This window comes from Stutzerimonas stutzeri (assembly GCF_038561965.1).
Taxonomy (GTDB): Bacteria; Pseudomonadota; Gammaproteobacteria; order Pseudomonadales; family Pseudomonadaceae; genus Stutzerimonas; species Stutzerimonas stutzeri_AA.
On record NZ_CP139348.1, the window covers coordinates 4,487,459 to 4,503,378 of the forward strand.

Here is a 15,920-nt window from a genome sequence, read left to right on the forward strand (position 1 = left end):
CCAGCCGGCAACGGCATTGGCGGCAAAACACCCGCAGGCCTTATTTTATGCGCACTGCAGCACTGCCTGCGCCTACCGAAGCCACATTACCATCATGTCCGAAGTTGCATCATCGCGAGTCGAAAAAGACCTGCTTGGCACCCTTCCCGTCCCTTCCGAAGCCTATTACGGCATCCAGACCCTGCGCGCGCTGCACAACTTCCGCCTCTCCGGCGTGCCGCTGGCGCATTACCCCAAACTGATCGTCGCCCTGGCGATGGTCAAGCAGGCGGCGGCGGACGCCAACCGCGAGCTGGGCTACCTGCCCGAGACCAAGCACGTGGCGATCAGCCAGGGCTGCGCCCGGTTGATCCGCGGTGAGTACCACGAGCAGTTCGTGGTGGACATGATTCAGGGCGGCGCCGGCACTTCGACCAACATGAATGCCAATGAGGTGATCGCCAACCTCGGTCTCGAGTCGATGGGTCACGCCAAGGGTGAATACCAGTACCTGCACCCGAACAACGACGTGAACATGGCGCAGTCCACCAACGACGCCTACCCCACCGCCATTCGCCTCGGCCTGCTGCTCGGCCACGACACCCTGCTGGCCAGCCTGGATAGCCTCTGCCAATCGCTGACTGGCAAGGGTCATGCCTTCGCCCACGTGCTGAAGATGGGCCGTACCCAGCTGCAGGACGCCGTACCGATGACCCTGGGTCAGGAATTCCACGCCTTCGCCACTACCCTTGGCGAGGATCTGCACCATCTACGCGGCTTCGCGCCGGAACTGCTGCTGGAAGTGAACCTCGGCGGCACCGCGATCGGCACTGGCATCAACGCCGACCCACGCTACCAGTCGATCGCCGTGCAGCGCCTGGCCCAGATCAGCGGCCAGCCGCTGCGCCAGGCGGCCGACTTGATCGAAGCGACCTCGGACATGGGCTCGTTCGTGCTGTTCTCCGGCATGCTCAAGCGCCTGGCGGTAAAACTGTCGAAGATCTGCAACGACCTGCGCCTGCTCTCCAGCGGCCCGCGCACCGGCTTTAACGAGATCAACCTGCCGCCGCGCCAGCCGGGCAGTTCGATCATGCCGGGCAAGGTCAATCCGGTGATTCCCGAAGCGGTCAACCAGGTCGCCTTCGAAGTGATCGGCAACGACCTCGCGCTGACCATGGCAGCCGAGGGCGGCCAGCTGCAGCTCAACGTGATGGAGCCGCTGATCGCCTACAAGCTGTTCGACTCGATCCGCCTGCTGCAGCGCGCCATGGACATGCTGCGTGAGCACTGCATCGAAGGCATCACCGCCAACGAAGCGCGTTGCCGCGAGCTGATGGAGAGCTCCATCGGCCTGATCACCGCGCTGAACCCCTATATCGGCTACGACAACAGCACCCGCCTGGCCCGTGAGGCACTGCTCGGCGGCCGCAGCGTGCTGGAACTGGTGCGCGAGGAGCGGCTGCTCGACGACGCCATGCTCGCCGAGATCCTGCGCCCGGAAAACATGATCGCGCCACGCCTGGCACCGCTGGCGGTCTGATCACCCCTGCGCCCGGCACATAGCCGGGGCGCTTGCTGTACGGGCCGCCATGGCGGCTCGTTCGCACAATAAAAACAACAGGAAAACCCATGACTCAGAGTACGACCCTCTCCGCCCCCCTGCGCCTGCTCGTTCGTCTGCCGCTCTGGCAGCAGATCCTCATCGGCCTGGCGCTTGGTGTAGCCACCGGCATCGCGTTCGGTACCGACGCGCAACTGCTGGCGCCGATCGGCACGCTGTTTCTCAATGCGATCAAGATGCTCATCGTGCCGCTGGTGTTCGTTTCACTGGTGGCCGGCATCACCTCGATGCAGGACAGCGCCAAGCTCGGCCGCATCAGCCTGAAGACGATTGCCATATACCTGGTAACCACCGCATTCGCCGTGAGCATCGGCCTGCTGTTCGGCGCGTTGTTCACGCCGGGCGAAGGCATGAACATGGTCGCCAGCGGCAGCGAACAGGCCAAGCAGGCGCCATCGCTGGTGTCGATCCTGGTCGGGCTGGTGCCAGCCAACCCGGTCACCGCGTTTGCCGAAGGCAACATCCTGCAGATCATCGTCTTCGCCATCGCGTTGGGTGTGAGCATCAACCTGATCGGCGAGCGCGGCGCGCCGGCCGTGCGCCTGTTCGATGCGCTGGCCGAAACCTTCTACAAGCTCACCGACCTGGTGATGCGCGTTGCACCGATCGGCGTGTTCGCCCTGACCGCCGGCGTGGTTGGCAGCCATGGCGCCGAGGTACTGCTGCCGCTGGCCGGCGTGATCGGCGTGATCTACCTGGCCAGCATCGCCCACGTGCTGCTGGTCTACGGTGGCCTGCTCGGCCTGTTGGCGCGACTCAACCCGCTGCGTTTCTTCCAGGGCATCGCCCCGGCATTGGCGGTGGCGTTCAGCACGTCGAGCAGCTCCGGCACGCTGCCGGTTTCCATCGAATGCGCACGCAAGAATCTCGGGGTGTCCGAAGGCGTCGCCGGCTTCGTGTTGCCAGTGGGCGCGACCATCAACATGGACGGCACGGCGATCTATCAGGGCGTGCTGGCGCTGTTTATCGCCCAGGCTTTCGGCATCGACCTCAACGCCGGGCAGTACGCGATGATCATCCTCACCGCGACGCTGGCCTCCATCGGCACCGCCGGCATCCCCGGCGCCGGATTGATCATGCTCAGCCTGGTGCTCAGCGCCGCCGGCCTGCCGCTGGAAGGCGTGGCGCTGATCGCCGGGATCGACCGCATCCTCGACATGGCACGCACCACGGTCAACGTCGCCGGCGATCTGATGACGACCACCCTGGTCGGCCGTAGCGAGCAGGAACTTGATCGCGCGATCTATGACAGCAGCAACAAGGAGTGACGGCATCTGAGCGGGCGGATATCCGCCCGCTCAGCAACCGCTGTTACTCGCTCCTGGCCTGCTGCTATGCCGGCGGCAGGCCCCAGGCGCTGCGCAGGCGTTGCAGTGCTGCGACGATCTGCGCTTCCGGAACCGCCGCGAACCCCAGCACCAGCCCGCCCGGTGCGTCCGGTGGTGCCTGACCGTCCAGCCAGTAATCCCCTAGTCCGTTCATTTCCACACCGGCCGCTCGCGCCGCAGCGATCAGTTCGTTCTCGCGGCCCTGGTTCAGTACAGGCACGCACAGGTGCAGCCCGGCCTCCACCGCCGGCAACGCAGCGCAGCCGGGAATTGCCTCAGGCCAGTGCTGCAACAAGGTGTCGCGGCGAGTTCGAGCGGCCTGGCGCATGCGTCTGACATGACGCTGGAAATGCCCGGCGGCGATGAACTCGGCCATCACCGCCTGGCTGCCAATATCGGAGTGGCGCATGTCCAATGCACGACGACGGGCGAAGGCCTCGGCCAGGCCGGCAGGCAACACCAGGTAGCCGAGGCGCAGCGCGGGAAAAGCGATCTTGCAGAAGGTCCCGACGTAGAGCACCCGGCCCTGCCGATCCAGCGCCGCCAGAGGGGTCAGCGGCGTACCGCTGTAACGGTACTCACCGTCGTAGTCATCCTCGACGATCCAGCCCTCGTTGCGCTCGGCCCAGGCGAGCAATTCCAGGCGCCGCGCCAGCGACAGGGTCACACCGGTCGGATACTGGTGCGAAGGCGTAACGTAAGCCAGGCGGCAGCCTTCGATCTGGGCCAGGGCGGCGGTGTCCAGCCCCGCACTATCCACCGCAACACCGCACAGCTCGGCTCCAGCTAGAGCAAACGCATGGCCGGCAGCACGATAGCCGGGGTTTTCCACCGCCACACGATCGCCAGGCTGCACCAGCAGCTGGGCGCACAGGCTGATGCCTTCCTGGGCGCCACAGGTAATCACCACCTGAGACGGATCGCAGTTGAGCCCGCGGCTGCTACGTAGGTAAGCCGCCACCAGCTCGCGCAATGCAGGATCGCCAGCCGGGTCGCCATAACCCAGGCGTGCCGCTGACGGCTTGCGCCAGAAGCGCGCCGTGAGCCGCGCCCAGGTATCGAAGGGGAACAGATCGAAGGCCGGTACGCCAATGCGAAAGGCTCTCGGCGCACCGCTCACCGGTGGCGGCAGGTGATGGCGCTGCAGGCGCAGCAGCGCATCGGTGGGCGCAGGCCCGGAGATTGGCGGCGTCACCGGGCGCTGGCTGGCGAACTCCACCACATAGGTGCCATCGCCTACACGGCCTTCAACGTACCCCTCGGCATAGAGCTGATCGAATGCACGGGTGACGGTATTGCGCGATAGCCCCAGCAATGTCGCGAGATCGCGGCTGGCCGGCAGCCGAGTACGCCCAGCCAGACGACCATCGAGAATGCGTTCACGTAGCGCCTGGTAGAGCTGCCGCGCCAGGCCCTGAGTGCGATCCAGAGTAATACCGGACAGATCGACGGGTAGCGGCGGCGGGGTGGGCATGGTTCATTGGCTCCATCGAAATCGCAGAGAATGGATCTTACAGCGGACCAATATCCTGCCTAGCATGACAGCACTGCATCTGGAGATATGCCATGTACTTGCCTGCCTCATTCCGCCAGGACGACCTTGCCGAGCTGCACCGCCAGATCCGAGCGACACCCTTTGCGCTGCTGACCAGCGCAAGCGCGGACGGCGTGCAAGCCAGCCATCTGCCGCTGCTGCTGGAACCCGGCGAAGGCGAATTCGGCACGCTCTATGGACACTTCGCCAAGGCCAATCCGCACTGGCACGACCTGCAGGGCGGAATCGAGGCACTGGCGGTATTCAGTGGTCCGGACGCGTACATCAGCCCCAGCTGGTACGCCGCCAAGGCGGAGCACGGCAAGGTCGTGCCGACCTGGAACTACATCGCCGTACATGCCCGCGGCCCGGTGCAACTGATCGACGACCGCGAACGGCTGCTGCAGATCGTCAGCCGCCTCAGCGACCGCCATGAAGCCGGGCGCCCGCAACCCTGGGCGGTGGGTGACGCTCCGCCCGACTACCTGAACGCCATGTTGCGCGCCATCGTCGGCTTCGCTCTGCCGATTCGACGCTTGGAAGGTAAATGGAAGCTCGGGCAGAACCGCTCCGCCGCTGATCAGCTGGGCATCCGCCGAGGCCTGTCTGCTTCGTCTGAGCCAAGCGACCAGGCCCTCGCTGCACACATGACGATCATCGACTGAAGAGGACGGCACCCGTGATCAAAATCCGCCCGGTTACCCCTGACGACCACGCGGCCTGGCTCGCACTCTGGCACGGCTATCAGCTCTTCTACGAGGCGCAGATACCGGAAGAAACCAGCACCCTCACCTGGCAACGCTTTCTCGACCCGAGCGAGCCGATGCACGCCGCCCTCGCCTGGCACGGCGAGAACGCCGTCGGCCTGGTGCACTGGATCTTTCACCGCAGTTGCTGGACGGCAGGCGACTACTGCTACCTGCAGGACCTCTACGTAGCCGAAGGCGCACGCGGCGGCGGTTTCGGCCGCGCACTGATCGAACACGTTCAGCGCCAAGCGCGTGCTGCCGGGGCCAGCCGCGTGCACTGGCTGACTCAGGAAACCAACTACCAGGGCCGCATGCTCTATGACCGCATTGCCGACCGCACTGGTTTTATCCAGTACCGCCAGCTGCTCTGAGCAAGCGCAACTGCATCGGCCGGATCGCAGTTTTTCCTGCTGCGCGCGATGGCGCCTCACTCGATCCCGAACAGCCCGTTCTGCACATGCGGCGTCGCCAGGCGCTCGCGGATCTCAGGGTCGATGCGCGGGTCGTCCGGGCTGTAGAGCATCACCTGGCGATAGGCACTGACCCGGTTGATCTCGCGGCCCAGGTATTCCCAGACCACCGAGGTGCACGCCGGCGTGCGGCGGTCGCCCGAGGAAACGCCGGTCTTCATGCCATTAAGGCGGGTGATGCGGCTCTTGAAGCTGGGAATGAGGATGGTCTGGCTCATCTCGTTGAGCGTCAGCGATTCATAATCGATCAGGAACAACCGATCCTGCAGGCAGAAGGCGGCGCCGAGGTAACGGCAGCGCACCCAATCCTCGGCGTCGCCAAGCGTCGGACTGGCGCGCTCCTGCCGCTCCTGGCGCTCGAACAGGTACAGGCCGTTCTCCTCGCGCAGGTGTACCAGCGACATCAGGATGCTGCCCGGCACCGACATGCAGTTGGCGTATTCGAAGTAGTAGCCGCAATAGCGCGACAGGCTCGCGGCGTGCTCGCGCAGCGGTTGCAGCAGCGCGAGCAGCGGATCGGTACGCGGCACCGCCTGGGCCTCCGGATGCCGGGCGCCGACCAGCCGAGCGAACTGTTCGGGCGGCATCTCCAGCTCATAGCTCTCGACGCCGAAGAAGTCGCCGATGCGCTTGAGATTGAACGGCGTCGGCCGGCTCTGCGCCCCGAGGTACTTGTTGAACTGCGCCCGATTGATGGCCAGCTTGCGGCACACCTCAGCAATCGAGCGGTAGTGGCTGCAGAGCAACTTGAGGTTTTCGGCGAGGTGGGAAGTCACAGGACTGCCTAAGGAGTTGGCGCGAGTTGCGCCATTCTAGCATCAGCTCGCGCCACTTCGCGGCCAGCCGCGAAATTGCCCTGCGCGCCGCACTGTTGAAACATCCTCCGCTTGCACGGCGCAGCGGCGCGCGCCGGATGCTTCTAACAACGACAACAAGGTGAACATTGCCATGCTCGACCTTCTAAACGACCTCATTTGGAGCAAGCTGCTGATCGTCATGCTGATCGGCCTCGGTCTGCTCTTCACCATCCGCTCCGGCTTCGTCCAGTTCCGCTATTTCGGCAACATGTTCACGATTTTCGGTCACGCCTTCGAGCGTCAACCGGGTCAGCTCTCCTCCTTCCAGGCCTTGATGCTCTCGGTCGCCGGCCGGGTCGGCGCAGGCAACATCGCCGGTGTTTCCGTGGCGATCATGCTCGGCGGCCCTGGCGCGATCTTCTGGATGTGGGTGGTGGCACTGGTGGGCATGGCGACCAGCTACTTCGAATGCTCGCTGGCGCAGCTGTACAAGCGTCGCGAACCGGATGGCACCTACCGCGGCGGCCCGGCTTTCTACATCCAGCACGGCCTGGGCCAGCGCTGGCTCGGCATCGTCGTCTCGATCCTGCTGCTGATGACCTTCGGCTTCGGCTTCAACGCCGTGCAGTCGTTCACCGTGGCCAGCTCGCTGCACGACACCTTCGGCGTGCCGACCGTTGCCAGTGGCATCGCGTTGACCCTGGTGATCGCCGGCATCATCTTCGGCGGCATTCGCCGCATCGCCAAGTGGGCGGACGTGCTGGTACCGGTCATGGCGTTCTCCTACCTGGCCATGGCGCTGTTCGTCATCGGCAGCAACTTCAGCGCGATTCCGGAGACCTTCGGCCTGATCTTCCGTAGCGCCTTCGGCCTGGAGCAGGCGTTCGCTGGCGGCATCGGCGCGGCGATCCTGATGGGCGTCAAGCGCGGCCTGTTCTCCAACGAAGCGGGCCTGGGCAGTGCGCCCAACGTCGCGGCAGTTGCAGAAGTGAAGCACCCGGTAGCGCAGGGCATTGTGCAGTCGCTGTCGGTGTTCATCGACACCATCATCCTGTGCAGCTGCACAGCGCTGATCATCCTGCTCTCCGGCGTCTACGAGCCAGGCATGGACCAGGCCGGCGTGGTGCTGACCCAGACCGCCGTGGCTGCCGTGGTTGGCGAATGGGGCCGGGTGTTCGTCAGCATCGCGCTGCTGCTGTTCGTGTTCACTACGCTGATCTACAACTACTACCTGGGCGAAAACGCGCTGGGCTTCTTTACCGAGAAGCGCATGCCGGTAGTGATCTACCGCATCCTGGTGGTGATCCTCGTGCTCTGGGGTTCGGTGCAGGATCTGGGCACCGTGTTCGCCTTCGCCGACGTGACCATGGGCCTGCTGGCGATCGCCAACCTCATCGCCGTGACCCTGCTGTTCAAGGTCGGCCTGCGTCTGATGCGCGACTATGACCGCCAGATCCGCGCGGGCATCGAGCAGCCAGTGCTCGATCCGAAGGACTTCGCCGACCTGGATCTCGACCCAGCGGTGTGGCAGGCGAACATGCCGGCCGCACAAAGCACCGCCGAGCGCCGCTAACGCCGCGACGCGACAGGCCAGCCCCCAAGCTCCGCACCGCGGGGCTGGCCCCTTCCGCCTGATTCCTGATGGCCTGCGCCGACCGAGCGAGGAGTGCGCGTGAACCCACCAATCGAACGCCTGCTGGTGCTCTACACCGGCGGCACCATCGGCATGCAACAAAGCGCCGCCGGGCTGATGCCGGCATCCGGGTTCGAAGCCCGCATGCGCGCACAGCAAGCGTGCGAGCCGGGCCCGCTGCCGGAATGGTCTTTCCAGGAACTGCAGCCGCTGCTGGACAGCGCCGACATGCAGCCCGTGCATTGGTTGCAGATGGCGACAACCATCCGCGACGCCGTAGCGCAGGGTCGCTGCGATGCGGTCCTGCTGCTACACGGTACCGACACCCTGGCCTACAGCGCCGCTGCCCTGTCATTCCTGCTCCTCGACCTGCCTGAACCGGTGCTGCTCACGGGCGCCATGCTGCCGGCAGGAAGCGAAGGCAGCGATGCCTGGCCCAACCTGTTCGGCGCCCTGCGCGCGTTGCAGGCTGGTCGGGTGCAAGGCGTGCGCCTGTTCTTCAATGACGTGCTGCTACATGGCGCGCGGGTCAGCAAACTGCGCAGCGATGCCTTCGACGCGTTTGCCGAAGCGCCTCGACAGCGGCTGGCAGCAGCGACGTCCGAACGCCCGCCCGTTCTGCTGCCACAACACCCGGCCCATGTCGTGGTGCTGCCGCTGTATCCCGGCGTCGGCGCCGCGCAGATCCGGGCGCTGGTAGCCAGCGGCGCCCAAGCGCTATTGCTCGAATGCTACGGCAGCGGCACCGGCCCGGCAGGCGACCTCGACTTCGTCGACGCGTTGCGCAGCGCGCATGGGCAAGGTGTGGTGCTGGCGGCGATCAGCCAATGCCCCGGCGGTCATGTCGATTTCGGTATCTATGCCACCGGCAGCGGCCTGCGCGATGCAGGTTTGATCTCCGGCGGCGGCATGACCCGAGAAGCCGCTCTGGGCAAGCTGTTCGCCCTCCTCTCCGCCGGGCTCGACCAAGCCCAGGTCGAGCACTGGTTCTGCCGCGACCTGTGCGGCGAAATGGCCGACTGAAGGCCACTGCCCCAGCAGAATGCGCGCTGTCCCGCAGCGCGGGTGCTGCCGGCTGGCGGTAGCCGCTCGGCACCGCTAACCTTGCTTACGCCAACAACTAATAAAAAAGCGTCAAGGAGCCGATGCCATGGCCAGATCTCGAACTGCCGGGGCGCTGTTCGCCCTGCTCATCAGCGCTGCATGCGCCGCCCAGGCCGAACTGCCCGTCAACTACGCCATCACCCTGCAGACCGACACCTTCCCACCCTTCAACATGGGTCCCAACAGCAAAAGCTTCGCCCGTGGCGACGACGTGCAGGGGATCGACGCCGATACGGTGCGCGACATCTTTCGCCGCGCCGGCATCGCCTACAACTTGACCCTGCGTGGCCCGTGGAGCCGGCTCTACGAACAGACCCGCCAGCAATCCGCCCACGGCCTGTTCTCGGTGGCGCGAACACCGCAGAATGCCGGACACTTCAAATGGGTTGGACCGCTGGCCCACCATGACAGCGTGCTGCTGGCGCCTGCCGGCAAGGGTCTGAAATTCGACAGCCTGGCACAGGCTCAGGGCTACCAGATCGGCGGTCATACCAATGGCAGCGTAAGCCTGTTTCTGGAAAGCCAAGGCATCACCACCAGCAACAGCCTCAACGACGCGGAGAATCTGCGCAAACTGCTGACCGGGCGCATCGACCTTTGGGCGGTGGCCGACCCCGTATGGCGCTATTACGCCCGGCAGCAGGGCGTCGACGAAAGCCAATTGCAGGTGGTGTTGAGCTATCGCAGCGAGCCCATGTATCTCGCGCTCAGCCCCGAGACGCCGGACGCGGTAGTCAGCCGGTTGCAGAAGGCTCTCGACGAGGTGATTGCCGAGGGCTACGCCGGCTGCAGCAAGACGCCGGACCTTTGCTACCTGATCCAGAACCGAAGCAAGACGCTCGCCGGCAATCGCTGAGCCGCAGCCCGGCCAGCGGTACGTCTCGCCGCACGCTCAGGGGCCAGGAGCGGTAGCGTGTGCTCCTTACCCTACCTGATAACGTGCCCGCGGCGTGGCCATCGGCAACGGGCCGTCACCGACCAGGCGGAACTGGCCTTTCTCCGCGTCGTAGGCGCGAATCTCGCTGGTGCCGATGTTGTAGATCCAACCGTGAATGAACAGCTGACCGCTGGCCAGACGCGCCGCCACCGACGGGTGGGTGCGCAGATGATCGAGCTGAGCCACCACGTTCTCCTCGGTAAGGATGCCCAGGGTGTTGTGGTCGGCGCAGCCACAATTCTGCTCGACGACGATCTTCGCCACTTCGGCATGGCGCAGCCAGCCTTTGACCGTCGGCATGCGCTCCAACTGAGCCGGATTGAGCACCGCCTTCATCGCACCGCAGTCGGAATGGCCGCAGACGATGATGTGCTGCACACCGAGCGCCATCACCGCGAATTCGATGGCCGTCGAGACGCCACCGTTCATCTGCCCGTAAGGCGGCACCACGTTGCCGACGTTGCGGGTGACGAACAGGTCGCCGGGCGAGCTCTGGGTTATCAGCTCGGGGATGATCCGCGAGTCCGCACACGTGATGAACATGGCTCTGGGTTTTTGTTCGTAGGCGAGCTTCTCGAACAGCTCACGCTGCTGTGGGAATACCTCTTCGCGGAAGCGCTTGACGCCGGAAACGATGTGATCGAGCGCCTCCTGGGCGGTTTCGCTCATCTTGTCATCGCTCATGTTCGATTCTCTCCAAAATAGGTTGAGTGGCCATTGGCACACGCGTCAGAAGATGGACCAACCAATACGCTGCGACAGCGCCTCGAGGGCTGCCATGCCGATCAGCGAATTGCCGGCGGCATTCAGTTCCGGCGACCACACGCAAACGGTGAAGCGTCCCGGCACCACCGCGACGATGCCGCCACCGACGCCGCTCTTGCCGGGCAAACCGACCCGATAGGCAAAGTTGCCGGCCTCGTCGTACAGGCCGCTGGTAGCCATGATGGCGTTGACCTGCTTGGCCTGACGCGGCGCCAGCACCCTCTCGCCGCTCTGCGGGCAGGCACCATCACGGGCAAGGAAAGCGAAGGCGCGGGCCAGGTCGACGCAATTCATGCGCAGCGCACAGTGATGAAAATAGCTGCGCAGCACGGCCTCCACATCGTTGTGGAAGTTGCCGAAGGACTGCATCAAATAGGCCATCGCTGCGTTGCGTGCCCGGTGCTGATATTCCGACTCTGCGACCCGGCTGTCGGAGACGATCAGCGGATTGCCCGCCAGATGCCGAACGAAATCGCGCATCGACAGCGCCGGTACCGCGAAGCGCGACTGGTTGATATCGCAAATCACCAACGCACCGGCGTTGATGAACGGATTGCGCGGCCGACCGCGTTCGAACTCCAGCTGTACCAGCGAATTGAACGGTTGCCCGGACGGCTCATGACCGAGTCGCTCCCACAGTGATTCGCCACCATGCTGGATTGCCTGGACCAGACTGAACACCTTGGACATGCTCTGGATCGAAAACGGCGTTGTGGCGTCACCCGCTTGGTAAAGCTCACCATCAGCACTGCAGACCGCGATGCCCAGCTGATCGGCCGGCACGTCTGCCAGCGCGGGGATGTAATCCGCAACCTTGCCCCGCCCAAGCAACGGACGGACCTCATCGAGGATTTCGCTCAACAGGTTTTGCATGCCACTCCCATGGAAGATTTCTCGCGCGCCGCGCCGTAGGCTACTAGACGCCATTCGGACCACACCCATCACAGTCGACGTCGCGCCTGGCGCAGATTTCCAGGCGTGTCCGATCTGTGCTTCGTCGACCCGACAGAGCCCGCCACCCGTTCCGCGCGGGCCGGTCGTCCGAGACTCGGGCAAGTCGCTAACGGCACTTGGTTCGACGCCAACCGCGGCCGCTTTATCCAGCAATTCAGTACCGCCACGCGCTTCGGGAAGTGTGACGAGCGCCCACCTGCGGCGCGGCGCCATATTCGGCATCGCAATCGGCTCAGGTATAGTGCCGCCCGCTTTACGGGGCACGGCCTGTGTCCTGGGCGTCACCACAAGGAAAGAACCGATGATGATCAAACGTGCCGCAGGTGTGCTGGCGCTCGCGCTGGCAGCCACCGGCTGCTCCACCGCGACCTACTTCAAGCTGCCCGAGAACAGCAAAGTCGCCGTCTACGAGCGGCCCCAGCAATATTCACAGGGGTTTGTCAAAACCCGTCCGTTCTTTTGGACAGCCGCTGGCGGCATCCCCTACAAGCTGAGCAGCGACAACGGCGAACTGTTGCAGCAGGGCAAGCTACGTGCACGCTTCCGTGTTGCCTCCATCTTCTGGCCACCAGGCGGCATCATCTACTGGCCCATGGGCTTCGGTCAGCGCTGCTACGACCTGACCGGCGCAGCGCCCCTCACCTGCACCCAGGGTGACCTCAAGCAGTTGCGTAGCCAGCATCGGCTCGATCGCTAGGTTTCTCGCAAGCCGCCCGGCCTGACCTGCGCCAGGGCGGCGGTTGAACCGAGGACGCTGCCCGAGCAGCCGAGCAATCCATCTGATCGGCTTAAAACTTCTCGGGCCGCAGCACTTCGACTTCGGCCAGGTAGCAGACCATCGCGAAATGCTCGTAGTAACGGGCCTGCAGGTGCTCGGCGATACGCTCGGCGACCTCGCGACTGCAGATCACCTCCAGCCGGATGTTGCCGTCGGTGTCCCAGCCGGCACTGCGTACGCCGCGGCTGCCGCTGCCGCGGGCGTCCGACAGCGTCCAGCCAGGCGCGCCCAGGGTTTTCAGGTCGGCGACCAGTTTGTGTTCCAGTGCGGCCTCACAGATCACGGTCAGCAATGTTCGATTGTGCGCGTTCATCTCAGAACCCCCAGGCGATCAGCCGCTCGGCCAGCGCCAGATAGAGCGGAATGCCGATCAGGATGTTGAACGGAAAGGTAATGCCCAGCGAGGCGGTCAGCGACAGTGACGGATTGGCCTCCGGCACTGCCAGACGCATCGCCGCAGGCACCGCGATATAGGACGCACTCGCCGCCAGCGTGGCAAGCATCGCCGTGCCGCCCAGCGACAGACCCATGAAGCGCGCCAGCGCAGCGCCGATCAGCGCACCAATCAGCGGCATGATCAGGGCGAAGGCGGCAAGCTTGACGCCGTAGCGCTTGAGCGAGCCCAGCTGGCCGGAGGCGATCAGCCCCATCTCCAGCAGGAAGAACGCCAGCACCGGTTTGAACATGCTGGTGTACAGGGGTTCGAGCGGCTTGATCGCTTCCTTCCCGGCAATCGCACCGATCAGCAGGCCACCCAGCAGCAGCATGATGCTCTTGCCGAGGAATATCTCGCGGCCCAGCTCCTTCCAGTCGGTATCGCGCGACACGCCCTTGGCCAGCAGGATGCCCACCAGAATCGCCGGGACCTCAAGGATTGCCACGAACAGCGGCATGTAGCTTTCGAAGAAGATTTCCCGCGCTGCCAGATAAGCCACCACTACGGCGAACGTACCGGCACTCACCGAACCGTAGTGCGCCGCCACGGCCGCCGCGTTCACCCGGTCGAAGCGCAGGCCGCGCAGCAGGACGAACGCCAGGATCGGCAGCAACACACCCAGCGCCAGCACCAGCAGCGACTGGCCCAGCAATGCGGCACTGGCCTGCTCGGCCAGCTCCACGCCGCCATGCAGCCCGATGGCCAGCAGGAGCACGATGGACAGCGTTTCATAGAGTGCCGGTGGCAGCTTCAACTCGCTCTTCACCAACCCGGCGAACAGGCCGAAAACGAAGAACAGCACTACTGGGTCGATACCCATCTACATTCTCCACAGCATGGAAGGTGAACCACTCCCTGGCGGACACGGGCCTAAAAAAGGAGCCACGCGGGCTCCAAAGGGGACATGCTACCAGCGCGCCACCGCCGGGCTAGCCAACGTCGCTTTGCGCAGCGTAGCCGGCCCGCATTGCAGCGGCGCCAATGTGGCGTGCCAGGACGCCACACTGCCCATCGTTCAGGCCTCGATCTCTATCAAGACATCGCCCGGGTTCACCCGGTCACCTTTGGCGACGTGAACCGCTTTGACCGTTCCACCCATGGGCGCCTGGATCTCGGTCTCCATCTTCATCGCCTCGCTGATCAACACGGCCTGGCCGGCCTTGACCACGTCGCCTTCCTTGACCAGCACATCGACCACATTGCCCGGCATGCTGGTGCTGACGTCGCCCGGCCCGCTGGCCTGTTTGCGCTGGCTGCCACCGCTACCGCCGACGAAATTGTTCAGCGGCTCGAACACCACCTCCTCCGGCATGCCGTCGATGGAGAGGAAGAAGTGTCGCTTGCCCTCACCCTTGACGCCGACGCCGGTGATGTCCACGCGGTAGGTCTCGCCGTGAACGTCGATGACGAACTCGGTCGGCACGCCCTGCCCGCCCGCAGCGCTGACGGCACTGCCGTCGGGAATCGGCAGCAATACTTCGGGCTGCAGGGTGCCAGCCTCACGCTCCTCAAGGAACTTGCGCCCGATGTCGGGGAACATGGCGTAGGTCAGCACGTCCTTTTCGGACTTGGCCAGCGCACCGATTTCCAGCCGCAGCTTGTCCAGTTCCGGCTTGATCAAGTCTGCCGGACGCACGTCGATGATTTCCTCACCGCCGATGGCCTGGCGTTGCAGCTTGGCGTCGATGGTGCCGGGCGCCTTGCCGTAACGGCCCTGCAAATAGAGCTTCACTTCATTGGTGATGGTCTTGTAACGCTCGCCGGCGAGCACGTTGAAGAACGCCTGGGTGCCGACGATCTGCGAGGTCGGCGTCACCAGCGGCGGGTAACCGAGGTCCTTGCGTACGCGCGGAATCTCGGCCAGCACTTCATCCATACGGTTGAGCGCACCCTGCTCCTTGAGCTGGTTGGCCAGGTTGGAAATCATCCCGCCCGGCACCTGATTGACCTGTACCCGGGTATCGACGCCGGTGAATTCGCTTTCGAACTGGTGGTACTTCTTGCGCACCGCATAGAAGTACAGGCCGATCTCCTGCAACAGCTCCAGATCAAGGCCGGTGTCGTACGGCGTGCCACGCAGGGCGGCGACCATCGACTCGGTGCCCGGATGGCTGGTGCCCCAGGCCATGGAGGAAATCGCCGTGTCGATGTGGTCGGCACCGTTCTCGATGGCCTTGAGCTGGCACATGCTGGCGACACCAGCGGTGTCATGGGAATGGATGAACACCGGCAGGTCGATTTCGGCCTTCAGTGCACGGACCAGATCGCCGGTAGCGAACGGCGTCAGCAGGCCGGCCATATCCTTGATGGCGATGGAATCGACGCCCATGTCGCGCATCGCCCGGCCCTGCTCGACGAACAGCTCGACGGTGTGAACCGGGCTGGTGGTGTAGGCGATGGTGCCCTGGGCATGCTTGCCGGTCTTCTTCACCGCGCGGATGGCGGTTTCCAGATTTCGCACGTCGTTCATCGCATCGAAGATGCGGAACACGTCGATGCCGCTGTCCGCCGCCTTGGCACAAAAGGCCTCGACCACGTCATCGGCGTAGTGACGGTAACCGAGCAGGTTCTGTCCGCGCAGCAGCATCTGCAGACGCGTGTTGGGCAGCGCTGCCTTGAGCTGGCGCAGGCGCTCCCATGGGTCTTCTTTCAAAAAGCGCACGCAGGCGTCGAAGGTCGCGCCACCCCAGACTTCCAGCGACCAGTAGCCGACGCGATCGAGCTTTTCGCAGATCGGCAGCATGTCTTCGGTGCGCATGCGTGTAGCAATGAGTGACTGGTGGGCATCGCGCAGGATGGTGTCGGTAACGGTGATTTTCTTCTGAGCAGTCATGG

15 protein-coding genes are annotated in these 15,920 nt (G+C 64.5%); 8 read left to right on the forward strand and 7 right to left on the reverse strand.

Annotated features, from left to right (window positions below; all coding sequences use genetic code 11):
• Positions 1-94 precede the first annotated feature (94 nt).
• Positions 95-1,519, forward strand: coding sequence for an aspartate ammonia-lyase (locus SM130_RS20740; protein ID WP_102826673.1), 1,425 nt, complete (start codon positions 95-97; stop codon positions 1,517-1,519).
• A gap of 89 nt (positions 1,520-1,608) precedes the next feature.
• Positions 1,609-2,868, forward strand: coding sequence for a dicarboxylate/amino acid:cation symporter (locus tag SM130_RS20745; protein ID WP_102826672.1), 1,260 nt, complete (start codon positions 1,609-1,611; stop codon positions 2,866-2,868).
• A 64-nt stretch (positions 2,869-2,932) separates the two neighbouring features.
• Here SM130_RS20745 and SM130_RS20750 read toward each other — a convergent pair whose 3' ends face one another.
• On the reverse strand, positions 2,933-4,402 hold the full coding sequence (locus SM130_RS20750; protein ID WP_102826671.1) for a PLP-dependent aminotransferase family protein: 1,470 nt from the start codon (positions 4,400-4,402) through the stop codon (positions 2,933-2,935).
• Positions 4,403-4,494: 92 nt separating this feature from the next.
• On the opposite strand from SM130_RS20750, the gene SM130_RS20755 reads away from it, so the two are divergent.
• Positions 4,495-5,127, forward strand: a complete 633-nt coding sequence (locus tag SM130_RS20755; protein WP_102826670.1) for an FMN-binding negative transcriptional regulator — start codon at positions 4,495-4,497, stop codon at positions 5,125-5,127.
• A gap of 14 nt (positions 5,128-5,141) precedes the next feature.
• Positions 5,142-5,582, forward strand: coding sequence for a GNAT family N-acetyltransferase (locus tag SM130_RS20760; protein WP_102826669.1), 441 nt, complete (start codon positions 5,142-5,144; stop codon positions 5,580-5,582).
• Positions 5,583-5,638: 56 nt separating this feature from the next.
• Here SM130_RS20760 and SM130_RS20765 read toward each other — a convergent pair whose 3' ends face one another.
• Positions 5,639-6,457 carry a Cro/Cl family transcriptional regulator gene (locus SM130_RS20765; protein ID WP_102826668.1) on the reverse strand — a complete coding sequence of 273 codons (819 nt, stop codon included), beginning with the start codon at positions 6,455-6,457 and terminating at the stop codon, positions 5,639-5,641.
• 172 nt (positions 6,458-6,629) lie between these two features.
• Between SM130_RS20765 and SM130_RS20770 the strand changes: the two genes are divergently transcribed.
• The 3 genes from SM130_RS20770 to SM130_RS20780 all read left to right on the forward strand — a co-directional run bounded on the left by SM130_RS20770 (position 6,630) and on the right by SM130_RS20780 (position 10,071).
• Positions 6,630-8,051 (forward strand): alanine/glycine:cation symporter family protein, encoded by a 1,422-nt coding sequence (locus SM130_RS20770; RefSeq protein ID WP_102826667.1) that lies wholly within the window; start codon positions 6,630-6,632, stop codon positions 8,049-8,051.
• Positions 8,052-8,150: 99 nt separating this feature from the next.
• Positions 8,151-9,134 carry an asparaginase gene (locus SM130_RS20775; protein ID WP_102826666.1) on the forward strand — a complete coding sequence of 328 codons (984 nt, stop codon included), beginning with the start codon at positions 8,151-8,153 and terminating at the stop codon, positions 9,132-9,134.
• A 127-nt stretch (positions 9,135-9,261) separates the two neighbouring features.
• Positions 9,262-10,071 carry a substrate-binding periplasmic protein gene (locus SM130_RS20780; RefSeq protein WP_102826665.1) on the forward strand — a complete coding sequence of 270 codons (810 nt, stop codon included), beginning with the start codon at positions 9,262-9,264 and terminating at the stop codon, positions 10,069-10,071.
• A 66-nt stretch (positions 10,072-10,137) separates the two neighbouring features.
• On the opposite strand, the gene SM130_RS20785 is transcribed toward SM130_RS20780, so the two are convergent.
• Together SM130_RS20785 and glsB are read right to left on the reverse strand one after the other, a co-directional pair.
• A complete protein-coding gene (locus SM130_RS20785; protein ID WP_102826664.1) occupies positions 10,138-10,836 on the reverse strand; it encodes a carbonic anhydrase in 699 nt (232 codons plus the stop codon).
• A 45-nt stretch (positions 10,837-10,881) separates the two neighbouring features.
• Positions 10,882-11,790, reverse strand: a complete 909-nt coding sequence (gene glsB, locus SM130_RS20790) for a glutaminase B (RefSeq protein WP_102826663.1) — start codon at positions 11,788-11,790, stop codon at positions 10,882-10,884.
• Between the two features lie 382 nt (positions 11,791-12,172).
• Between glsB and SM130_RS20795 the strand changes: the two genes are divergently transcribed.
• Positions 12,173-12,568 (forward strand): hypothetical protein, encoded by a 396-nt coding sequence (locus tag SM130_RS20795; protein ID WP_102826662.1) that lies wholly within the window; start codon positions 12,173-12,175, stop codon positions 12,566-12,568.
• Between the two features lie 91 nt (positions 12,569-12,659).
• On the opposite strand, the gene SM130_RS20800 is transcribed toward SM130_RS20795, so the two are convergent.
• From SM130_RS20800 to oadA, 3 genes are all read right to left on the reverse strand, one after another.
• Positions 12,660-12,962, reverse strand: coding sequence for a P-II family nitrogen regulator (locus SM130_RS20800; protein WP_102826661.1), 303 nt, complete (start codon positions 12,960-12,962; stop codon positions 12,660-12,662).
• Position 12,963: 1 nt separating this feature from the next.
• Positions 12,964-13,905: a sodium-dependent bicarbonate transport family permease gene (locus tag SM130_RS20805; protein ID WP_102826660.1), complete on the reverse strand. Its 942-nt coding sequence runs from the start codon at positions 13,903-13,905 to the stop codon at positions 12,964-12,966.
• Between the two features lie 195 nt (positions 13,906-14,100).
• Positions 14,101-15,918 (reverse strand): sodium-extruding oxaloacetate decarboxylase subunit alpha, encoded by a 1,818-nt coding sequence (gene oadA / locus SM130_RS20810; protein ID WP_102826659.1) that lies wholly within the window; start codon positions 15,916-15,918, stop codon positions 14,101-14,103.
• Between the last annotated feature and the right edge of the window lie 2 nt (positions 15,919-15,920).